Annotated in this window: 19 protein-coding genes, 1 tRNA gene and 3 pseudogenes; 7 read left to right on the top strand and 16 right to left on the bottom strand. The window is 51.0% G+C overall.

Annotated features, from left to right (window positions below; translation table 11 throughout):
- Positions 1-246: 246 nt before the first annotated feature.
- From purK to ppiB, 4 genes are all read right to left on the bottom strand, one after another.
- Positions 247-1,314 carry a 5-(carboxyamino)imidazole ribonucleotide synthase gene (gene purK, locus FEM44_RS17180; protein WP_135523095.1) on the bottom strand — a complete coding sequence of 356 codons (1,068 nt, stop codon included), beginning with the start codon at positions 1,312-1,314 and terminating at the stop codon, positions 247-249.
- Entirely contained in the window at positions 1,311-1,820 is a 510-nt protein-coding gene (gene purE, locus FEM44_RS17185) for a 5-(carboxyamino)imidazole ribonucleotide mutase (protein WP_001295318.1), read from the bottom strand. Before purE ends, purK begins: the two co-directional genes overlap by 4 nt.
- A 116-nt stretch (positions 1,821-1,936) precedes the next feature.
- Positions 1,937-2,659 carry a UDP-2,3-diacylglucosamine diphosphatase gene (gene lpxH / locus FEM44_RS17190; RefSeq protein WP_135523094.1) on the bottom strand — a complete coding sequence of 241 codons (723 nt, stop codon included), beginning with the start codon at positions 2,657-2,659 and terminating at the stop codon, positions 1,937-1,939.
- 2 nt (positions 2,660-2,661) lie between these two features.
- Complete coding sequence (gene ppiB, locus FEM44_RS17195; protein WP_000256002.1) at positions 2,662-3,156, bottom strand: peptidylprolyl isomerase B; 495 nt, start codon at positions 3,154-3,156, stop codon at positions 2,662-2,664.
- A gap of 173 nt (positions 3,157-3,329) precedes the next feature.
- Here ppiB and cysS point away from each other — a divergent pair, with 173 nt between their 5' ends.
- Positions 3,330-4,715, top strand: a complete 1,386-nt coding sequence (gene cysS, locus FEM44_RS17200) for a cysteine--tRNA ligase (RefSeq protein WP_000912345.1) — start codon at positions 3,330-3,332, stop codon at positions 4,713-4,715.
- 35 nt (positions 4,716-4,750) lie between these two features.
- Here the strand turns inward: cysS and FEM44_RS17205 are convergent, their stop codons facing one another.
- The 4 genes from FEM44_RS17205 to FEM44_RS17220 all read right to left on the bottom strand — a co-directional run bounded on the left by FEM44_RS17205 (position 4,751) and on the right by FEM44_RS17220 (position 6,733).
- A complete protein-coding gene (locus FEM44_RS17205) occupies positions 4,751-5,272 on the bottom strand; it encodes a metal-dependent hydrolase (protein WP_135523093.1) in 522 nt (173 codons plus the stop codon).
- A gap of 108 nt (positions 5,273-5,380) precedes the next feature.
- Positions 5,381-5,593: a ribosome-associated protein YbcJ gene (gene ybcJ, locus FEM44_RS17210; protein WP_130206373.1), complete on the bottom strand. Its 213-nt coding sequence runs from the start codon at positions 5,591-5,593 to the stop codon at positions 5,381-5,383.
- 1 nt (position 5,594) lies between these two features.
- Entirely contained in the window at positions 5,595-6,461 is an 867-nt protein-coding gene (folD, locus tag FEM44_RS17215; protein WP_130206375.1) for a bifunctional methylenetetrahydrofolate dehydrogenase/methenyltetrahydrofolate cyclohydrolase FolD, read from the bottom strand.
- 71 nt (positions 6,462-6,532) lie between these two features.
- Complete coding sequence (locus tag FEM44_RS17220) at positions 6,533-6,733, bottom strand: hypothetical protein (RefSeq protein WP_138159112.1); 201 nt, start codon at positions 6,731-6,733, stop codon at positions 6,533-6,535.
- Between the two features lie 57 nt (positions 6,734-6,790).
- On the opposite strand from FEM44_RS17220, the gene FEM44_RS17225 reads away from it, so the two are divergent.
- A tRNA-Arg gene (locus FEM44_RS17225) sits at positions 6,791-6,867 on the top strand.
- Between the two features lie 15 nt (positions 6,868-6,882).
- On the opposite strand, the pseudogene FEM44_RS17230 reads toward FEM44_RS17225, so the two are convergent.
- Positions 6,883-7,052 (bottom strand): annotated as a pseudogene (locus FEM44_RS17230) (integrase); the annotation flags it as partial.
- Between the two features lie 94 nt (positions 7,053-7,146).
- Here FEM44_RS17230 and emrE point away from each other — a divergent pair.
- Positions 7,147-7,479 (top strand): multidrug efflux SMR transporter EmrE, encoded by a 333-nt coding sequence (gene emrE, locus FEM44_RS17235; protein WP_135523091.1) that lies wholly within the window; start codon positions 7,147-7,149, stop codon positions 7,477-7,479.
- A 354-nt stretch (positions 7,480-7,833) separates the two neighbouring features.
- On the opposite strand, the gene FEM44_RS17240 is transcribed toward emrE, so the two are convergent.
- Positions 7,834-8,508, bottom strand: a complete 675-nt coding sequence (locus tag FEM44_RS17240) for a hypothetical protein (protein ID WP_240726874.1) — start codon at positions 8,506-8,508, stop codon at positions 7,834-7,836.
- A 141-nt stretch (positions 8,509-8,649) separates the two neighbouring features.
- On the opposite strand from FEM44_RS17240, the pseudogene FEM44_RS25615 reads away from it, so the two are divergent.
- Positions 8,650-8,738 (top strand): annotated as a pseudogene (locus FEM44_RS25615) (hypothetical protein); the annotation flags it as partial.
- 8 nt (positions 8,739-8,746) lie between these two features.
- Positions 8,747-8,943, top strand: a pseudogene (locus FEM44_RS17245) (hypothetical protein).
- A gap of 61 nt (positions 8,944-9,004) precedes the next feature.
- Here FEM44_RS17245 and FEM44_RS17250 read toward each other — a convergent pair.
- The 6 genes from FEM44_RS17250 to cusR form a co-directional block, all read right to left on the bottom strand.
- Positions 9,005-10,291, bottom strand: a complete 1,287-nt coding sequence (locus FEM44_RS17250) for a FliC/FljB family flagellin (protein WP_135523089.1) — start codon at positions 10,289-10,291, stop codon at positions 9,005-9,007.
- A gap of 437 nt (positions 10,292-10,728) precedes the next feature.
- The gene (locus tag FEM44_RS17255) at positions 10,729-11,619 is read right to left on the bottom strand and encodes a DUF4434 family protein (protein WP_130215581.1); all 891 of its coding nucleotides are present in this window, start codon (positions 11,617-11,619) and stop codon (positions 10,729-10,731) included.
- Positions 11,620-14,592, bottom strand: a complete 2,973-nt coding sequence (gene nfrA / locus FEM44_RS17260; protein WP_135523088.1) for a bacteriophage adsorption protein NfrA — start codon at positions 14,590-14,592, stop codon at positions 11,620-11,622. It abuts the gene before it with no gap.
- Entirely contained in the window at positions 14,579-16,816 is a 2,238-nt protein-coding gene (gene nfrB / locus FEM44_RS17265; protein ID WP_135523087.1) for a cyclic di-3',5'-guanylate-activated glycosyltransferase NfrB, read from the bottom strand. The genes nfrA and nfrB overlap by 14 nt, the downstream gene beginning before the upstream one ends.
- Before the next feature lie 149 nt (positions 16,817-16,965).
- On the bottom strand, positions 16,966-18,408 hold the full coding sequence (gene cusS, locus FEM44_RS17270) for a Cu(+)/Ag(+) sensor histidine kinase CusS (protein WP_135523086.1): 1,443 nt from the start codon (positions 18,406-18,408) through the stop codon (positions 16,966-16,968).
- Positions 18,398-19,081 (bottom strand): copper response regulator transcription factor CusR, encoded by a 684-nt coding sequence (cusR, locus tag FEM44_RS17275; RefSeq protein ID WP_000770938.1) that lies wholly within the window; start codon positions 19,079-19,081, stop codon positions 18,398-18,400. Before cusR ends, cusS begins: the two co-directional genes overlap by 11 nt.
- A gap of 156 nt (positions 19,082-19,237) precedes the next feature.
- Between cusR and cusC the strand changes: the two genes are divergently transcribed.
- On the top strand, positions 19,238-20,617 hold the full coding sequence (gene cusC / locus FEM44_RS17280; protein WP_135523085.1) for a Cu(+)/Ag(+) efflux RND transporter outer membrane channel CusC: 1,380 nt from the start codon (positions 19,238-19,240) through the stop codon (positions 20,615-20,617).
- 26 nt (positions 20,618-20,643) lie between these two features.
- Positions 20,644-20,976, top strand: coding sequence for a Cu(+)/Ag(+) efflux RND transporter periplasmic metallochaperone CusF (cusF, locus tag FEM44_RS17285; RefSeq protein WP_135523084.1), 333 nt, complete (start codon positions 20,644-20,646; stop codon positions 20,974-20,976).

Raw genomic sequence — 20,976 nt, forward strand, 5'->3', positions numbered from 1 at the left:
CGGATAAGGCGTTCACGCCGCATCCGGCAATCGGCGCACCATGCCTGATGCGACGCTTGACGCGTCTTATCAGGCCTACAATGGGTGTCGGATCGGTAGGCCGGATAAGGCGTTTACGCCGCATCCGGCAATCGGTGCACCATGCCTGATGCGACGCTGGCGCATCTTATCAGGCCTACAATGGGTGCCGGATCTGTAGGCCGGATAAGGCGTTTACGCCGCATCCGGCAAGAATATGAGCACCAGTTAACTGAACTTACTCTGCGCCCACATCACGCCGCTGGCATACTCGGGCGGCAGCAGCGGGATTAATGCTTCCAGCGTTGCGGTCAGACGCGATGTGTCGCTGTCGGTCAAATTCAGATGGCCTACTTTACGCCCCGGACGGACTTCTTTGTCGTACCAGTGCAGATGCACCAGCGGCAGTTTCAGCCAGTCATAATTCACATCGCTACCAATCAGGTTGATCATCACCGACGGACTATTCACAACCGGTTGCGGTAACGGCAGATCGGTAATCGCCCGCAGATGCAGCTCAAACTGGCTGATGCTGGCACCGTTTTGCGTCCAGTGACCACTGTTATGCACACGTGGAGCCAGTTCGTTGATCAACAGACCTTGCGGGGTGACAAAACACTCCATCGCCATCACGCCCACATAGCCCAGCTCCTGCATAATCGCCGACAGCATCTCTTCGGCCTGCGCTTGTTGCTGTGCATTGGCCTGCGGGAAAGCGACGCTGGTGCGCAAAATACCGTTCTGATGCAGGTTATGCGTCAGCGGATAAAACACTGTGCTGCCGTCAAAGCCGCGCGCGCCAACCAGCGACACTTCGCCAGAGAAGTTAATGCCCTGCTCGACAATACATTCGCCGTAGCATTCAGCCGGTAACTGATCGGTTTCATCGGCACGTAAACGCCATTGACCGCGACCGTCATAGCCGCCAGTGCGACGCTTAACAATCGCCAGCTCACCTGAACGATCAAACACCGCAGGCCACTCGCTGCGATCGGCAAGTAACTGCCACGGTGCGGTCGGCAGGTGGAGCTTATCGAAAAGCTGCTTCTGAGTCAGACGGTCGGCAATAATCGGGAATACATCGCGGTTCACAAATGCCGGATGGCGCGCCAGTTCGCGGGTTAATGCGGTTTCCGGCCAGCGTTCGATCTCAGCGGTAATCACACTTTGTTGAAAAGGCACCGCCGCCGGTTCAGCGTCCAGCCCGACCGGCCAGACAGCAATGCCTAACGGTTCGCCTGCCTGACGCAGCATACGGCCTAACTGCCCGTTACCGAGGACGCAAACCTGTTTCATGCCGCACCTCGCGGGTCCGGGTTTTCCAGCACTTCGTCGGTCTGGGCTTTGCGCCAGTCATTCAGACGCTGGTGCAGTTCTTTATCATGAGTCGCAAGAATTTGTGCTGCCAGTAACGCCGCGTTTGCCGCGCCAGCTTTACCAATCGCCAGCGTACCTACCGGAATGCCGCGCGGCATTTGTACGATGGAGTAGAGGCTATCGACACCGCTCAGTGCGGCGCTCTGTACTGGCACGCCCAGCACTGGCACCAGCGTTTTGGCGGCAATCATGCCCGGCAGGTGCGCTGCGCCGCCCGCGCCCGCAATAATCACCTGATAACCGTTCTCTTCGGCGCTTTCGGCGAAGCTGAACAGTTTATCGGGGGTGCGGTGAGCAGAAACCACTTCAACGTGGTGCGGGACATTCAGGATTTCGAAGATTTCGGCGGCGAACTGCATGGTAGCCCAGTCGCTTTTGGACCCCATCACGATGGCGACACGCGCCGGATTATTGCGGGAAGACATGCGTCTTAAAACTCCTGTGGTGCACAACTCTCGGCTTTAGAGGGCACAGAGAATAGCACGGAAAGAGAGCAAGGAAAACGGTTGCGTGGCTGTGGAATCAGCAAAGTCGCGGGTATTTAAAATGGAAAATGAATCAGCTCAACGTCATCCGCCGTGACTTTCACCATCGAACCTTCCGTATGCCAGGCACCGAGTACCACGCGAAAAGCAGGTTGCTGATTGGCGATAAGTTCATGGACCGCCGGGCGATGCGTATGCCCGTGGATCAGCCATTGCACCTGATGCTTTTCCATCGCACTGACCACCGCGTTTTGGTTAACGTCCATGATCGCCAGCGATTTACTGCTGTTGGCTTCTTTACTGTTCGCTCGCATTCGTGCAGCAATACGTTTGCGCACAAACAACGGCAGGGCGAGGAATAGCGTTTGTAGCCACGGTTTGTGGACTTTGGCGCGAAATGCCTGATAACCCGCGTCATCGGTGCACAGCGTGTCGCCATGCATAATCAGCACCCGACGACCATAAAGTTCGAGCACCTTTTCTTCCGGCAATAACGTCATGCCGCTTTCACGGGCAAAGCGTTTGCCGAGCAGAAAATCACGGTTGCCATGAATGAAATAACAGGGAACGCCGGAATCGGACACCGCTTTGATTGCCGCCGCTATCTGGTGATGGAGTGGGTTGGGATCGTCGTCGCCAATCCATGCTTCAAAAAGATCGCCAAGAATATATAGCGCGTCGGCCTTACGGACTTCTCCCGCTAAAAAACGCAGAAAACCGGCGGTGATCGCCGGTTCTTCCACGCAGAGATGAAGGTCTGCAATAAAGAGTGTCGCCACGATTACTCGCTAACGGTCACGCTTTCAATGATAACGTCTTCTTTTGGCACGTCCTGGTGCATACCGCTACGACCGGTTGCAACACCTTTGATTTTGTCTACCACGTCCATGCCTTCAACCACTTCAGCAAACACGCAGTAGCCCCAACCTTGCAGGCTTTCGCCAGAGAAGTTCAGGAAGTCGTTATCAACTACGTTGATGAAGAACTGCGCAGTTGCAGAGTGCGGAGCCTGAGTACGCGCCATTGCCAGCGTACCACGGGTGTTTTTCAGACCGTTGTTGGCTTCGTTTTTGATCGGTTCTTTGGTGGCTTTCTGTTTCATGCCCGGCTCAAAACCGCCGCCCTGAATCATAAAGCCGTTGATAACACGGTGGAAAATGGTGTTGTTGTAAAAACCTTCGCGGCAGTAGTCCAGGAAGTTTTTAACTGTTTCAGGTGCTTTATCGTCAAAAGTTTTGATGACAATATCGCCGTGATTGGTGTGGAAAGTAACCATTTTTGCATCCTGTTCCGTTTGATTGGTGCTTCAACCCGGTTCGGGTCATATATAGGGTGGTGTTATAGCATAACCGCACGATCGGATCATCTCGCAATGTATGCTGAATCGCGCGGGAAATATGGGTATTATACGCAACTCAATTACCCACACATGTCTAAACGGAATCTTCGATGCTAAAAATCTTCAATACTCTGACACGCCAAAAAGAGGAATTTAAGCCTATTCACGCCGGGGAAGTCGGCATGTACGTGTGTGGAATCACCGTTTACGACCTCTGTCATATCGGTCACGGGCGTACCTTTGTTGCCTTTGACGTGGTCGCACGCTACCTGCGTTTCCTCGGCTACAAGCTGAAGTATGTGCGTAACATTACCGATATTGATGACAAAATCATCAAGCGCGCCAATGAAAATGGCGAAAGCTTTGTGGCGCTGGTGGATCGCATGATCGCCGAAATGCACAAAGATTTTGATGCCTTGAACATTCTGCGCCCGGATATGGAGCCGCGTGCAACGCACCATATCGCAGAAATTATTGAACTCACTGAACAACTGATCGCCAAAGGTCATGCTTATGTGGCGGACAACGGCGACGTGATGTTCGACGTACCGACCGATCCAACCTATGGCGTGCTGTCGCGTCAGGATCTCGACCAGTTGCAGGCAGGCGCGCGCGTTGACGTGGTCGACGACAAACGCAACCCGATGGACTTCGTTCTGTGGAAGATGTCGAAAGAGGGCGAACCGAGCTGGCCGTCTCCGTGGGGCGCGGGTCGTCCAGGCTGGCACATTGAGTGTTCGGCAATGAACTGCAAACAGCTGGGTAACCACTTTGATATCCACGGCGGCGGTTCAGACCTGATGTTCCCGCACCACGAGAACGAAATCGCCCAGTCCACCTGCGCGCACGATGGTCAGTACGTTAACTACTGGATGCACTCCGGCATGGTGATGGTTGACCGCGAGAAAATGTCAAAATCGCTGGGTAACTTCTTCACCGTGCGTGATGTGCTGAAATACTACGACGCGGAAACCGTGCGTTACTTCCTGATGTCCGGTCACTATCGCAGCCAGTTGAACTATAGCGAAGAGAACCTGAAACAGGCGCGTGCGGCGCTGGAGCGTCTCTACACCGCGCTGCGCGGCACAGATAAAACCGTTGCGCCTGCCGGTGGCGAGGCGTTTGAAGCGCGCTTTATTGAAGCGATGGACGACGATTTCAACACCCCGGAAGCCTATTCCGTCCTGTTTGATATGGCGCGTGAAGTGAACCGTCTGAAAGCAGAAGATATGGCAGCGGCGAATGCAATGGCGTCTCACCTGCGTAAACTTTCCGCTGTATTGGGCCTGCTGGAGCAAGAACCGGAAGCGTTCCTGCAAAGCGGTGCACAAGCAGACGATAGCGAAGTGGCTGAGATTGAAGCGTTAATTCAACAGCGTCTGGATGCCCGTAAAGCGAAAGACTGGGCGGCTGCGGATGCGGCGCGTGACCGTCTTAACGAGATGGGGATCGTGCTGGAAGATGGCCCGCAAGGGACCACCTGGCGTCGTAAGTAATTGCGCTATTGCCGGATGCGAGTTCTCGCATCCGGTTATCGCCTGCGCCACCACAACATTCCCATCAGCACCATCCCCGGCAACCATACCCACATCAATTCAGAAATTATCACCTGATGCCCGTAAGGCGTGGTGTAACGAGACAAAGCAAACGGCGCGACTTTAATCACCTGCCAGGGAGCGAAAAAGCGTTCATCTGACCACGGCCACAGCCAGTCAACACCCTTACCGCCAGTGGTTACCGAATCCAGCAAACTGTGCGATAACAACGAGACGGTTAAAAACAGCCAGCAGCGAATCAGCCCAGCCCTGAACCATCGGCGTCCAATCAGCACGCATAACAGCGGGACAACAAACGCAAACACCAGCGAATGGGTAAACCCGCGATGACCAAAAACATTGCCGTAAGCAACGCCAAATTTAAACGACAATACGTCGGCATCGGGCAGCATCGCCAGGACGATTCCGGCAAATAACAGGCGCGGAGGGATAATTTTCGACCCCAGGCCTAAGCCCAGACAAAGGGGGACTGCGGCGTGAGTAATAACGGTTGGCATGATGATCGCTTCAGCAAAGTGTCGACGCTATCAGCATGTATGAAAGCGACGAAGAGGGCAAAGGTCTGAAAAGAGAATCGGCCTGCGTACAGGCAGGCCGAAGTGGGCTCAGGCAACAACCTGTACGCTGTGACCTGCAAAACTCACTGTCTGACCGGCGACGATTTTGCAACGTTTACGCGTTTCAACTTCGCCGTCGACTTTTACCTGGCCTTCGGCAATCGCGATTTTCGCCTGCGCGCCGCTTTCGCTCCAGCCTTCCAGTTTCAGCAAGTCGCACAGCTCAACGTGCGGATGTTTACCTAAAGAAAATGTAGCCATGTTACTCACCCTGTGGATCATGATATTCAACGCACGCCTGTAGCGTGTTTTCAATCAGCGTGGCAACCGTCATCGGGCCAACGCCGCCGGGGACAGGCGTAATCCAGGAGGCGCGTTTAGCCGCGTCTTCAAACACTACGTCGCCCACAACTTTGCCATTTTCCAGACGGTTGATGCCGACATCAATCACAATTGCGCCTTCTTTGATCCAGTCACCTGGAATAAAGCCCGGCTTGCCGACGGCGACGATCAGCAGATCGGCGTTTTCTACGTGATGACGCAGATTTTTAGTGAAACGGTGGGTAACGGTGGTGGTGCAACCTGCCAGCAGCAGTTCCATGCTCATCGGGCGGCCAACGATGTTCGATGCGCCAATCACCACGGCGTTGAGGCCGAAAGTATCAATGTTGTAACGCTCAAGCAGCGTGACGATACCGCGCGGAGTGCAGGGACGCAGACGCGGAGCGCGCTGGCACAGACGACCGACGTTGTAAGGATGGAAACCGTCCACGTCTTTGTCCGGGTGAATACGTTCCAGCACTTTGACGTTATCAATTCCTGCCGGTAATGGCAGTTGTACCAGAATGCCATCGATGGTGTTGTCGGCATTCAGGACATCGATAAGCTCCAGCAGCTCTGCTTCGCTGGTGGTTTCCGGAAGGTCGTATGAGCGGGAGATGAATCCCACCTCTTCGCAAGCTTTGCGTTTGCTTGCGACATAAATTTGCGATGCAGGGTTGCTACCCACCAGCACAACGGCCAGTCCTGGCGCCCGCAGTCCGGCCGCAATACGCGCCTGAACTTTTTGAGCAACCTCAGAGCGCACCTGCTGCGCAATCGTTTTACCATCTATAATCTTTGCTGCCATCAGAGAGAGGATTCCATCTGTTACGTAGGTCGAAGGGGATGCGTCTATTTTGTCAGAAGCGGGGCGCGCTGTCAGGTTTCGTTTTCTGGACTATCTGTAATCCGCTGTTTTTTTGGCAACAGCGCGTTGCTGGTTTGATAGTTACCCGGCTCATATAAATGAAAAACAGGTTTACCTGTTCCAGACTGAGGGCGGATATGTGTTTCCTTGCTTTCATGGTGAGATAAATAGACACCGCCGTACACTTGTTCAGCAACCGGTTCAAAAGCCATTGACTCAGCAAGGGTTGACCGTATAATTCACGCGATTACAGCATCTCGCGGTGTAATGCGCCCTTAGCTCAGTTGGATAGAGCAACGACCTTCTAAGTCGTGGGCCGCAGGTTCGAATCCTGCAGGGCGCGCCATTCCAATTCAATTAGTTACACCTTCTTTACCTCCTTCATAATTTCAGAGTGGACGTATTTGGGACATCGTTACCAAAAATGTCGTCTGTTTTCCTCGCGTGCTCCGTCAAATGATTAGGCGCAAGGTGAGCATATCTACGCACCATTTCTATGGATTCTCATCCGCCCATTTCCTGAAGCACTGATGAAGAACATCAATGAATGCACCAGGAGGAAACTGATGAGTTAGGTTCAAACTGTAGTACAATTCTCTTCGGTATTAACAGGAAAGAATATGCTATGAACCCTTATATTTATCTTGGTGGTGCAATACTTGCAGAGGTCATTGGTACAACCTTAATGAAGTTTTCAGAGGGTTTTACACGGTTATGGCCCTCTGTTGGTACAATTATTTGTTACTGTGCATCATTCTGGTTATTAGCTCAGACGCTGGCTTATATTCCTACAGGGATTGCTTATGCTGTCTGGTCAGGAGTCGGTATCGTCCTGATTAGTTTACTTTCCTGGGGATTTTTCGGCCAACGATTGGACCTGCCAGCCATTATCGGCATGATGTTGATTTGTGCCGGAGTGTTGGTAATTAATTTGTTGTCACGAAGTGCACCACATTAAAAATAATTACTTTTGAATCGTATAAACATAAAGCAGCCCGTATCTTTATACGGACTGCTTTTTATACTGCTGGTAAATGTTTTTAGGTTAGTGGAGCAGGGAATTACCATATTTGTGTTCTGAACAATAGTAATAAAGTTTTCGGTGAGAAATGCTGTCGGCATTTGTGATTAAATGATTTATAGCAATATAAAAAGGAACTCTTAAGCCTGTTTATTTTTTTAGATTCATACTCATCGTGGATAAAAATCAGAACCACCCGCTGAACGGGTGGTTTTACGTAAGTTTAATTTTATAATTTCAGTGATTTTTTTACGCTACAATAATGCAAATGATAGTGGACAAAAAACACAATCAGTCAATGGGGTCACTGTAGGATGCAACAGCCTGAGCGGGGTGACCTATCCCAACTTTCTCTCTTCCTCCATTATTGCTCAGCCAATAATAAGCATTGTTATCTTTATTAAAAGCGTAAATGCCACAAACACCGTTGTGCTCAATCATGGTGTGCCATCCACTATTAGCTACATTGCCCCATTCCTGGTAAAGCCCTGCGTTAACTTCTCGCTTCATAATATGCGTTGCAAAAAGATCATCATAATCGTAACTATCGATATCACGTGCTTCAGGAAGTTCTCCGTTCATATCTTTAATCCACGGTAAAGTATCTTTAACTGAATAATAAGTTTCACTGCTGTGTTTGAAAAAACGCTTCACGATAAATATATAAGCACCGGCAGATTGATTTGTTATTTTATCAGTGGCGAAAATGGAAAATAACTTCCAAACGCACTTTTCATCTACGTTCGGAAAAGTCACTGTGCCATCCTGACTCACCGCCAGAGCATTATTGTCTGCATCAGTGCTACAGCTCCATGTTACCTTATCATTATTAACTGGGTCATTATCAATGACCATCTTGAAGGTGGCACCTGGAAACAAGCTATTAGGAAAATTGTAACCAAACTTCATATCATTGTTAATATCATAGATATGGTTATCAACTAAAACGCCTGTAATTTTACTCATTATGGACCCTCTTTGTTTATTAAATAAAAGGTTGTATTCCTGTGTAAAGGAATATGCTGATATTAATGCAGTTAATAAACAATTGTTCTTATTTAAAATTTATATAGTGGTATGAATATGATTATATACCCCCTCTGAGTAGTGGCTACGCCGATTATTCGTGTCTTGTACGGAATATCTACAAAGTACCAAATCGTCACAAGCGCAAACCTGAGTCGAAGCCATCCGAAAATCATTTATTATTTCAGGCGTCAGCGCAACGACAAGAGCCAATGATCTGGTTGGTATTCTTACCGGATACAAGGCTTACGGAGCGATAGCCGGTTGTACGTTCTTCATTGCGCGTGGTGGGACGGTTTTGATCCACGTGCGTGGGATGCTGGAAGCCTGATGGATTTTGCCGTACCGGTGGTGGCGTGGCTGTTGTTTCGATGAATATAGTACAACGCAGGATAATATGGGGTACTGGCAGAATGATTCTGCCAGTGGAGGCATATTAACGCAGAAGCTGCAGAACGTTCTGCGGAACTTGGTTAGCCTGGGCCAGAACAGAAGTACCTGCAGACTGCAGGATGTTCGCGCGGCTCATTTCAGACACTTCAGATGCAAAGTCAGCGTCGAGAATACGGGAACGAGACTCGGACAGGTTGTTAACGGTGTTGTTCAGGTTGCTGATAACAGAATCGAAACGGTTCTGTACAGCACCGAGGCCAGAACGCAGTTTATCCACTTTAGCCAACGCGGCATCAATCTTTTTTAACGGATCAGCTGTGGAAACCTTTCCTCCAGAAGCCACTCTCGTATCAGTAAAGGTAGGAGTCATATCAAGCGAATAACCAGTACGGGTTAATTTGACATCCACCTGGGTCAGGTTACCTGCACCATCATCCATAAAAAAATTTCCTTTATTATCAGTTTTCAGCGCATTACCTCCAAAACCGGCTAGTGAGTCACTTTTTACTTCAACGCTGTTAGCCATGTATTTTTCACCTTTTACTGATGTCGTCGGATTTGCTAAAGTCGCTTTCGGATAACCTGAATCATAACGTAAACAGCCATTGCCAAAATCCCAGAGCGGATAGTAATTTCCGTCGTCACACTTTGCATAAAGCTGATCATTTCCCGCTTCTTTTACGATATCAGTCGCATTGGCTGTTCCACCTGTTTTCTCAAGGTTGTTCAATTCGTAGGTTTGCTCTACTTGAATTGATGTTCCCGCTTGGACGGTAGTCAATGGAATATTATTTAACCTGTCTTCTACCGCAAAATCTGTAAGACCCAGGCTGTCATCACTGACTTTGTTCAGCTCGATATCAATAGTTTGAGCATCGTCAGAACCCACCTGAATGGATAAGGCCTGGTCGCGGCTTAGCACTTTTACGCCGTTGAATTCCGTCTGATCTGCAATACGGTTGATTTCTTCCAGACGGGCGTCGATTTCATCCTGAATGGATGCACGGTCTGAATCAGAGTTTGTCCCGTTCTGCGCCTGCACCGTCAGACGACGGATATTCTGCAGGTTATCGTTAACTTCGTTCAGAGCACCTTCAGTAGTCTGAGCGATGGATATACCGTCGTTAGCGTTACGGGAAGCCTGAGTGAGGCCTGAGATACTGGCGGTGAAACGGTTGCTGATAGCCTGGCCTGCAGCATCATCTTTTGCGCTGTTAATACGCAGACCAGAAGACAGGCGCTGAATTGCCGTTCCCAGAGTGGACTGAGATTTGTTCAGGTTATTCTGTGCAACAAGGCTCAGAGCATTAGTATTGATTACTTGTGATATCTATGTGATTCCTATGCGTTGGGCGGGAGAAGCCGCTGACATCTAATTAAAACCAAATATGAAAAAGTGTTTGGCAGCATGAACTATTTAAAAAAACACATGCAATGTTGCTGCCGTATGTCAAATATCGGCAGCTAAGTGAAATGACTAAAGGGACGAAAATGGAGATATGGAATGAAAAATGCCGGTGTGTCGTACAAGAACGCGCTGCGACGGGGTAACTTATTGACTTAAAATGACGTCCAAGGAACTTCTAAGTCGTGGGCCGCAGGTTCAAATCCTGCAGGGTGCGCCATTTCCTCTCCATATGTTTGAATCCTTTTCGCAAATTAAACCATCACTTTTTTGTCGCGGTTTTGCTAAACAATTAATACAGACAGGATTCTGACCAGGAAAGTGAAAAGGAAAGGAGCAAGCAAAGTTGCTCCCTTAAATCATTAATACTCAAGAATGCCGTGAGCGACAGGCAAATAGCGCAGGGAGAAATAGAGCACGTCTTTGCCGCAGGAGGAACGTTTCGCTAACAGCGAAGCAATTTCTGCATCCGGTTTTGGTTTTGCTTCAAAGGTTTTACCTTTACCGGCGACAAACAGTTCATAAACAACGCCGCTGGCGGGGGAGAACGTTTGGCAATCGGCACTGGCCTGCAGATAACGCTCACGCTGTTCGGCAGTAAGTTTATCGACGCCGCTACCATCCTGAACCCAGACGTGGATGCCAGTAGATTTCACTTGTTCCAGCAGTTGCCGATAGCCATCGGGCGACATGTTTCCGGCGAAAAAGCTACTGATATAAACCGGTTTTGCCGAAACATCACTGATCAGCCGTTGTGAGTTGTTTAACCACTTCAGCAATGGCTGGCGAGCGGCTTCGCTGCGCCAGTTCAGGTCGTCAATTTCTGCGCTGATATACCAGCCATCCGGCGTAACGCCGGGTGCGGCGCTCCATAATCTGGCCTGCTGGAGATCGGCGACCAGCAGGCGATTAAGATAGCTCTCCAGCGCCGCAGATGACTGCTTCTGATGCAGAAAAAATTCCGGATCGGCGTTCAGCCCGACAATCAGCTTCAGGCCCGCTTGTTGCGCAGCTGCGGCACGCTTAAACAATAATGCCCGCTGTTCTGGCTGGGTGAACGCATCGCCGTAACGGGTCCATTGCATAATCAGGGTGTCGAATCCTTGCAAATGCAACTGACTCATCAGCCCACGCCACTGGGCGTCGGTGACCTGACTATCGCGATTTTGTGGCTGCCAGATAATACCTTTCATCGCAAAGGAAAAAGGACTGACCAACAAAAGTGTCAGCAATACGAAAATTAACTTACGCATTTACCAGTGCACTCCAATGGTGAGAAACGCGTTGTTGCGCTCCCCTGTACGTTGATTAATCGCCTTAAAGGTATGTTGATATTCGACGCCGAGACTAACTTTGTGTGGCCAGGCGTCGTAGTGCGTCTCGCCGGTCCAGATATTCCAGCGTACGCCAACGCCGCCCACCTGCGCGCCCTGAGTACCTTTATCCCGATAGCCGTTACCCTGTACGTGAGCGTAAGGTTCAATAGTCTGCCCGTTCGCTACCTTCTGATGCCAGCTCACTCGATAATCTGCCGTCCACGCTTGAATATCCTGACGAAAATATTGCGCCGCATCGAGATACAGATTTTGGGCAAACCAGCCTGAACCGTTCGGGTGCCACTCATCGCTGTATTTTCCGCCGTTAAAGAACGAGGCACTGGCACGCAGCATGGTGTCGGAGGCGCCATTTTGCCCGTTTAGTGGGAACTGCTGTTCAACGGCGAGGAAAAAGATCTGATCGCGCAGCGGCTTCCAGCGCAATCCGGTGCCGGACATCGGATTTTTCACCGGCATCATCACTCCGTTTTCTCCGGTATCGGCAAACACACGGCTGTAAACCGAGAGCAGGTCGCCTTCCAGCAGCATATTGCGCCCGATGCGGTATTCGGCTTCCAGTTGCCCGTAGCTACGATAGCTTTTCCCTGGCGCAGCGCCGCCAACATTATTGTTAGCGGTACTCATCGCTCCGGAACGCAAGCCGATGGAGGAATCGAAACTGAACGTCCAGCGGCGACCAACGTCTTCATGCAAGCGACGGAAATTGAAGCGTTGTTGATTTTGTTCCGGCGTTAGCGGTGTAATCAGCGCCTGATTATCAATGTCATCAATCACCTGCCGTGCGTAGTGCTGCGTCGCAGGCATGTCATCCAGACGCTGGTTCACGTAGGCCAGTTGTCTGGTCAGTGCCGGATCGTCCGGTAGTCCTTTATGCGCCTGTTCCAGCATTTCCCGCGATTGCGCGATATCACCGCTATCCCACAAGGCGTAACCGAGCGCCGCCTGGGTGTTGCTGTTATTGGGTTCCAGTTCAAGCGCGGCGCGCAAATCGCTCACCGCCGCTGAGACATTATGACGTTGGCGATAAATCGTTGCCCGCGCAACGTAAGCATTAGCAGAAGGTGCAATGTTAATTGAGCGTATGAGATCGTTCAGTGCGAGTTCCGGCTGACCAGGAATATAACGTTGTGCATGTAGCCACCAGTACAGCGCATTGTTTCCCAGCCCGCGTTGTTCTGCTTGTTGCAGCCAGCGATCGCGAGCCGCGCCATTTCCCGCTGCCTGAGCGGTATTGGCGGCAGCAAGCAGATCCTCATTGCTCATGTCGTGAAGGCTGATTTTCTCCCAGGCTGCCAGGGCGGTGCTGTAATCTTCCACCTGGTAAGCCTGATAAGCCACAGCGCGATGTTGCCAGGCGTTCGGTTGTCGTTGTTCTGCCTGAAGCCATGCATACAAGGCCACGCCGGGTAGCGTGTCCCGGTAACACTTTGCCAGGCGGTTCCAGGCGGCTGCATCGTAAGAAGGTGACATATCCCCAAGCAAACGAACGATTGCTGGGCAATTATCTGCAATACCCGGCAACTGACTTTGCCACTGACGTTGCGCCGCCAGCGGCAAGGGTTTCGATAAAATCGCCACTTTTGCAGGTGTCGCCAGGTAAGGATGACTATCCAGCAGAGACGCCAGCCGTGTCATTAAAGTCTGGCTGACGGTCGCATCACCCTGGAAGGGATAGCGTTGCAGCAATAAATCGGCAGCTTCGCGTGACTGCTCGTTCTGCATCAGTTGCCAGGTCAGTTGATCCAGGCGGGTAAGATTTGCCGGTTCTTGCTGATACAGCAATCGTGCCAGACGCAGGGCTTCAGCCTTGTTACGGGTCGCTACGCTAACGGCATAACGCTCTTCAAGCATTTCATCGGCGGGGAGGGTAGCGAGCAGTCTTTGCGCCGCGTCGTACTGACCTTCTTTTAACAGCACCGGTAGCGTTGCGCCAACAACATACTGGCGGTTATCGGCAAACTGTACCTGATGATTCGCCAATGCCTGCACGGGGTTGGCGCTGTATTTCGATAACAGATAGAGCCAGCTTTTCTCTTGTGCGTCCGTGGTAAATAGCGGCGTATTTTCAGCGAGATAACGCTGGAGACGTGCTTTTTCGCCACGATAAGCTAGCGCGGTCGCGTAAGTAATATACGACTGTGGATCGGTGAAGATTCCCACTGATTGCAGTGCAAGGATCCGATCGTCCAGTTGCCCGGCAAGAAGCACGTCAAACCACTGACGGCGCTCTGCCGCGCTTAATGTGTTCTGCTGGCGTGCTTCATTGTATAGCGTATCTGCCTGCGACCATTGTTTCAGGTAGATTGCTCGTTGCAGCAGATCGGTCCGCAACGTTCTCCCTTCCGGCGATGCGGCAAACTTTGCATCGTCCAGTTGCGCTCTGGCAACAGGCAACTGCGCCAGCCGCAGCGCATTCTGCCCGACTTCACTGCGGCAACGCAGGGTCGGCGCAGCATCGCACGCTTTTTGCTGGGCGAGCAGCTCTTCAACAGTAGTGACGGTTTTGGCTTCTACTGGAATAGCCGCGAGATTGCGTTCAAGTCGGGCATCTCCAGGGTGACGTTTTAGTTGATCCTCAAGCAATAATCGCGCGCGGTCATCATGACCAAAATGGCGATAAGCCTCCGCCAGATATAACGTCAACGGAATATTATCCGGCACCTGCTGATGAATATATTCAAATTCGCGGATGGCGGTTGCTTCGTCGTTATTTTTCTGTGCCTTCAGCGCCTTATCGAGACGGGGATAAATAACAAAATGGCGATAGTCGCTAAGCCCCAGCTCTTCTGCGCTGGTGCCGATATTGTCTGCGAGTGCGCTGGTACTCAATAAAGACGTCAGCAGTAAACCAGACCATCCGATGACGCGATTAAGGTTATTCTCCTTCATTTTCGGACTCCAGTTGCGCAACCTGTTCTGTGTTTAAACCTGCTTTGAGTAATAGTGATTGCATCGAAACTTGTAATTCGCGTTGAATTGTCAGGACGCGATCCAACGTTTCCTGGCTGATAACGCCTTCGGTGACCAAAAACTTGCCGAGCGGCAGAGAACTGCGTTCATGGCGCAATAACAACACGTTAATGGCTGAACGATTAATATGACCGAGCGTGGTCAGTATTTCGGCGAACAGGAACTGATGCGGCACATATTGCCGCCAGATTTCACCGGCCTGCTGTTCCGTGAGCCACTGATGCTGAACCGCATTGTACAACATTGCCCGTGGATCGTGACCGCGCCGACGTGCATACCAGTGACGTAATCCGGTGACGATTTGTCCACGCAGAACAATGACGTAACGTACTTTTCGTCCGACCTTACGCGCCAGCGCCGCCAGCGAAACTGGGTCAATACCATCTTCACTGCCGACAATTAATTCATCATTTTCCAGACGCAGCGGCAGTACTGCATAATGCAGCGCTACGGAGGCTGGCATTTCATCAATCAGCGAGGAAGGGATCTGCCAGGCATCGATCGATTCCCACGCCACACCGTTTTGTTCAGCCAGTGCTTGCGCCAGTTGTTCGGCGCTAATCAGTCCTTGCATTAGCATCGAGCCGCCGAGACGTAAACCTTCGACACGATTACGCAGTGCCGTATCGAGTTGTTCTTCGGTGATGACCTGATTTTCCAGCAGAATTTGACCTAAAGGGCGCAACGAACGGGTATCGCCAGTCACGCTGGGGAAATCGTGCGTCGTTTTATCCCACGCCACGCGACGCGGATCGCCGTGCTGAAGAACCTGTTTCAGCGCGCGCCAGTTAGCCATAAAGTTAATCAGGTTGCCCCAGAATAGCCGCAGGACGGACAGTAAGCCTTGTGTCAGGCCATAGTAGCCGGTGACAAAAATCACTCGCTGCACAATGCGGTTGATCATCAAGCCAAAGTTTAGCCACAGCAGGGTCATTAACCATGCGCTGCCGCTGAAAATAGAAAGAAAATGCCAGGCGTCGGAGCACAAACTTTCATACGCCATCAACAGCAAAAGCTGGATCATCACCAGCATCGCGAGGAAGCTGACAAAGTTACTGATTGCCCCTTTGCGGTCGCGCCAGAGAAAGTAGTTCAGCGTCAGACTGGAGGTCCATTTGTGGGTTTTAAAACCCTGGAAAACAATGCCGATGATCCAGCGAGACTTTTGTCGAACTGCGGTGGAAAAGGTATCGGGGAAATATTCGCGCACGCAGATCATGTTTGACGTCCGCGCGTGCTGTAAAAATTTACGCTGCTCGCGTTCTTTGGCTTCGTCCACCACTGGAAAACGGACAAAAATTTCCGTCATGCCTTTTTCTTTCAGGCGGAAACCAATATCGTAATCTTCAGTAAGACTCTGCACGTCGAAAGCAATGCCGTCACCGTCAGCTAACAGTGCGGTCACGGCGCGGCGGCTGAAACAGGTGCCGACGCCTGCGCTGGGCACCTGTCCGGCGAGGGCTTCACGCACCGGAACATCTTTGCCATGCAGTTCTGAAAACTCATCGATATAGGTCATGCTGGTGAAGTGCGTCCACTCGCGTTCGAACGGATACACCGGGATCTGAATCAGGTCTTTACGTTCGACCAGATAGTTGAACAGACGCAGTTCCATCGGTGAAATCACGTCTTCGGCATCATGCAGAATAAAACCAGCAAAAGCGAAATTGGCGCTACGCTCAAACTGGGTGATGGCGTCCAGCACATTGTTCAGACAGTCAGCTTTACTGGTAGGGCCAGGACGCGCACAGACCACCTTGTGTACATTCGGAAAGCGAGCGCACACTTCGTCAACATCACGCTGAGTATCGGGGTCGTTGGGGTAAGTGCCGACAAAGATATGATAGTTTTCGTAGTCGAGCGTGGTCGCCGCCAGCTCGGCCATATTGCCGATGACGCCAGTCTCATTCCACGCCGGAACCATAATCGCTAAGGGTTTTTCATCCGGCTTATACAGTTCGCGGTAACTCATTCGCGGGTAGCGGCGATAAACACTCAACTTGCGCTTAATGCGGCGAACCCAGTAGACGACATCAATGAAAAAATCGTCCAGTCCGCTGATGAACATTATGACCGCTAACGTTATCGCGATTACTTTTAAGCCATAGAGCCAGGTAGCAAAAACATCAAGAAGCCAGTCCACACAAAAACCTTACATTAACGCTGGTTATGTTTAGGGTGGCGTATATTAAGGTTTTTTATGAATTGTGACAGCTTTTTACCATTAATAGGTAGGATTATTGCGGCACGTTATTTTTACACTGGTTATAAAAGTTGCTGATTGCTGAATGATTAAGCGGGTAATGTGATCACAAACCTTGTCCCCCGCGCATCTGACGTTACCGCAACCGTGCCTTTATGCGCGACAACAATCGATTTCACTATCGCCAGACCAATGCCGCTACCTTCGCCTTTTCGCTGGCGGGAAGGGTCCACGCGGTAGAAGCGGTCAAACAATCGCGGTAAGTGTTCGGGCGCAATCGGCGTACCAGGGTTTTCGACGGTAACTTGCACCTGGCGATCGACTGTCTGGCAGCGTACTACAATTGCCTCCCCGGCGGGCGTATAACGCAGGGCGTTAGAAAGCAGGTTGCTTAACGCCCGACGCAGCATCAGCGGATCGCCCGCAACCTGACACTCGTCGCCAACAAACCGCAGCTCCACGCCGCGATCTTCCGCTAACGCCTCGAAAAAATCGAATACCTTACTGACTTCATCTGCCAGGTTGAGCATTTTCTTTTCGGGAATTAACTGGTTGTTATCGGCCTGGGCGAGAAACAGCATATCGCTGACCATTTTCGCCATTCGCGTTAGCTCTTCGAGATTAGAGTAGAGCACATCTTCCAGCTCCTTCTGGCTGCGCGACTGGCTGAGGGCGATCTCCGTTTGCGTTACCAGATTCGTAATTGGTGTGCGAATTTCGTGGGCGATATCCGCTGAGAAATTGGACTGACGGGTAAAGACATCCTCGATACGCTCGATCATATGGTTGAACGACAGTACCAGTTGCTCCAGCTCAATCGGCACGGTCTGCGGGTCGAGGCGAACGTCGAGATCTTTCGAGGTAATGTTCTGGATTTGACGGCTGACGCTGCGGATCGGTGCGTGACCTTTATGTACCGCCAACAGCACGATAAAGACGATCAGGATGCTGATTACCGATGCGGTCATAATAAGTTTATTCATCAAATCATTTATGTAATGAAGATGAAAATCGATCGACAGCGCAATGTAGAGCGTATAACTCGGTTTGCCATCCGCCAGTGGGCCAACCGGCAAGCTAATCATCCGCCAGTTGCTGTGTTCCATATGCCCGTGACCGTGGCCCGGCATCATAATCGTCGGGCCGGAAAGGAGATACACCTCGCCACTCCGGGCGTCTTTATCGGGTATTGCATCGTGAGCAAACTCGCGGATATCGGGCGCGCCGGGGGAGTGATACACCGTGTTACCGTGGTTATCTGCCAGGGAAATCAACACGTTGGAATAACCACTGACAATGTCTTCCAGCGTCATTAAGCGTCGGGCTTGTGTCTCTTCGGGATGATTAAGAACGCGCTTGAGCGTGGTGCTAATCTCTTTTAAATCATTAATATCCTGCTCGGCAAAATGCACCTTTACCGAGTGGATCATGATCCATGCGAAGGCGAAAAATGCCGCGATGGTGGCAAGGCTGATAAAAAAGGTCAGGCGGGTTGCCAGCGAAAACGGGCGCTGAAACGGCTTACTGGCCATCCGGCACCTCAAGCATATAGCCCACGCCGCGCACGGTCTGAATCAGCTTCGGCTCAAAGTCGTTGTCGATTTTGCCGCGTAGCCGCTTCACCGCCACATCAATGGCGTTGGTATCGCTGTCAAAATTCATATCCCACACCTGTGAGGCGATAAGCGAGCGGGGCAGCACTTCGCCCTGATGGCGGAGAAAAAACTCCAGCAGAGTAAACTCTTTACTGGTCAGAGTGATACGCGTACCGCTACGGGTGACTTTGCGGCTGACGAGATCGACCATCAAATCGGCAACCTGAAACTGACTTTCGATAATCACCGCCGCCCCGCGCCGCAGTAGAGTGCGCACCCGCGCCAGCAGTTCAGCAAAAGCGAACGGCTTCACCAGATAGTCATCTGCTCCCAGCTCCAGTCCCTTGACGCGATGTTCAATCGTACCCAGCGCGCTGAGCAGCAGAATCGGCATCCCTTTGTTGGCAGAACGCAACATGCGCACGATATCCCAGCCGTTCACGTCCGGCAGCATAATATCGAGGATTATCAGGTCGTAATCACCGGTCATCGCCAGATGGTAGCCATTCAGCCCGTTGTCGGCTAAATCGACCACAAAACCGGCTTCGGTTAACCCTTTGGTTAGGTATTCGCCAGTTTTCTTTTCATCTTCGACAATCAACAGTTTCATATTTCCTCCGCATGTTGCCCGGGCAATTCTAGAGGAGCGGGATCAGATGGCAATCGCTTATTGGCAAAATGACAATTTTGTCATTTTCCTGTCACCGGAAAATCAGAGCCTGGAGGGTAAAGTTGGCGGCATAAAATCACCAGAAATTATGCGCCTATGTCTTCTTGTAAACTCCTGACACTTTGTGTAGCTCTCGCGCTAACCGGTTGTTCGCTGTCACCGGATTATCAGCGTCCGGCAATGCCTGTGCCGCAGCAGTTCTCGCTCAGCCAGAACGGACTGGTTAACGCGGCGGATAGCTACCAGAACGCGGGCTGGCGCACCTTTTTTGTTGATAATCAGCTGAAGACGCTGATTAGCGAGGCGCTGGTGAATAACCGGGATTTGCGAATGGCGACCCTGAAAGTGCAGGAGGCGCGGGCGCAATATCGTCTGAGCGATGCCGATCGCTACCCGCAACTCAATGGCGATGGCAGCGGCAGCTGGAGCGGCAATCTTAAAGGCGATTCCGCAACGACGCGGGAGTTCTCAACTGGCCTTAACGCCAGCTTTGATCTCGATTTTTTCGGTCGCTTAAAGAACATGAGCGAAGCAGAGCGACAAAATTATTTAGCCACTGAGGAAGCTCAGCGCGCGGTGCATATTCTGCTGGTTTCTAATGTCGCGCAAAGCTATTTCAATCAGCAGCTGGCTTATGCGCAATTGCAAATAGCCGAAGAAACGCTGCGTAATTATCAGCAGTCATATGCGTTTGTCGAAAAACAATTGTTGACCGGTAGCAGTAATGTTCTGGCGCTGGAACAGGCTCGCGGGGTGATAGAAAGTACCCGCAGTGATATCGCTAAACGTCAGGGGGAACTGGCGCAGGCGAATAATGCATTGCAACTGTTATTGGGAAGCTACGGCAAGCTGCCGCAAGCGCAGACAGCAAACAGCGACAGCCTGCAAAGCATTAAATTACCGGCGGGCTTGTCGTCGCAAATCTTATTGCAGCGTCCGGATATTATGGAAGCTGAACACGCGTTAATGGCGGCCAATGCCAATATTGGCGCCGCACGCGCAGCATTTTTCCCCTCTATAAGTCTGATCAGCGGAATATCGACCGCCAGCAGCGATCTGTCGTCATTATTTAACGCCAGCAGTGGGATGTGGAATTTTATTCCTAAAATTGAGATCCCCATTTTTAATGCCGGACGCAACCAGGCCAATCTGGATATCGCCGAAATTCGCCAGCAGCAGTCGGTGGTGAATTATGAACAGAAAATCCAGAATGCCTTTAAAGAAGTTGCAGATGCGCTGGCATTACGCCAGAGCCTGAACGATCAAATTAGCGCCCAGCAGCGTTATCTGGCGTCATTGCAAATTACCTTGCAACGGGCGCGGACATTATATCAGCACGGCGCGGTAAGTTATCTGGAAGTGCTGGATGCCGAGCGTTCTTTATTTGCAACCCGACAAACTTTACTTGACCTGAATTATGCCCGTCAGGTTAACGAAATTTCTTTATATACCGCACTTGGTGGCGGTTGGCAGTAGTAATTTTTAACTCCAGGAGAGAATAAATGAAAAAAGCACTGCAAGTCGCAATGTTCAGTCTGTTTACCGTTATTGGCTTTAATGCCCAGGCTAACGAACATCATCATGAAACCATGAGCGAAGCACAACCACAGGTTATTAGCGCCACTGGCGTGGTAAAAGGTATTGATCTGGAAAGCAAAAAAATCACCATCCATCACGATCCGATTGCTGCCGTGAACTGGCCGGAGATGACCATGCGCTTTACCATTACTCCGCAGACGAAAATGAGCGAAATTAAAACCGGCGACAAAGTTTCGTTTAATTTTGTCCAGCAGGGCAATCTCTCTTTATTACAGGATATTAAAGTCAGCCAGTAA

The sequence above is a fragment of the Escherichia sp. E4742 genome (genome assembly GCF_005843885.1).
In the GTDB taxonomy this organism is placed as follows: Bacteria; Pseudomonadota; Gammaproteobacteria; order Enterobacterales; family Enterobacteriaceae; genus Escherichia.

Coding starts and splice junctions, on each gene's coding strand:
- cusS (WP_135523086.1), bottom strand. CDS start 18,408: ATGGCCAGTAAGCCGTTTCAGCGCCCGTTTTCGCTGGCAACCCGCCTG.
- folD (WP_130206375.1), bottom strand. CDS start 6,461: ATGGCAGCAAAGATTATAGATGGTAAAACGATTGCGCAGCAGGTGCGC.
- cusF (WP_135523084.1), top strand. CDS start 20,644: ATGAAAAAAGCACTGCAAGTCGCAATGTTCAGTCTGTTTACCGTTATT.
- FEM44_RS17255 (WP_130215581.1), bottom strand. CDS start 11,619: ATGCGTAAGTTAATTTTCGTATTGCTGACACTTTTGTTGGTCAGTCCT.
- cusR (WP_000770938.1), bottom strand. CDS start 19,081: ATGAAACTGTTGATTGTCGAAGATGAAAAGAAAACTGGCGAATACCTA.
- cysS (WP_000912345.1), top strand. CDS start 3,330: ATGCTAAAAATCTTCAATACTCTGACACGCCAAAAAGAGGAATTTAAG.
- ppiB (WP_000256002.1), bottom strand. CDS start 3,156: ATGGTTACTTTCCACACCAATCACGGCGATATTGTCATCAAAACTTTT.
- purE (WP_001295318.1), bottom strand. CDS start 1,820: ATGTCTTCCCGCAATAATCCGGCGCGTGTCGCCATCGTGATGGGGTCC.
- purK (WP_135523095.1), bottom strand. CDS start 1,314: ATGAAACAGGTTTGCGTCCTCGGTAACGGGCAGTTAGGCCGTATGCTG.
- nfrA (WP_135523088.1), bottom strand. CDS start 14,592: ATGAAGGAGAATAACCTTAATCGCGTCATCGGATGGTCTGGTTTACTG.
- ybcJ (WP_130206373.1), bottom strand. CDS start 5,593: ATGGCTACATTTTCTTTAGGTAAACATCCGCACGTTGAGCTGTGCGAC.
- FEM44_RS17205 (WP_135523093.1), bottom strand. CDS start 5,272: ATGCCAACCGTTATTACTCACGCCGCAGTCCCCCTTTGTCTGGGCTTA.
- FEM44_RS17220 (WP_138159112.1), bottom strand. CDS start 6,733: ATGGCTTTTGAACCGGTTGCTGAACAAGTGTACGGCGGTGTCTATTTA.
- cusC (WP_135523085.1), top strand. CDS start 19,238: ATGTCTTCTTGTAAACTCCTGACACTTTGTGTAGCTCTCGCGCTAACC.
- emrE (WP_135523091.1), top strand. CDS start 7,147: ATGAACCCTTATATTTATCTTGGTGGTGCAATACTTGCAGAGGTCATT.
- FEM44_RS17240 (WP_240726874.1), bottom strand. CDS start 8,508: ATGAGTAAAATTACAGGCGTTTTAGTTGATAACCATATCTATGATATT.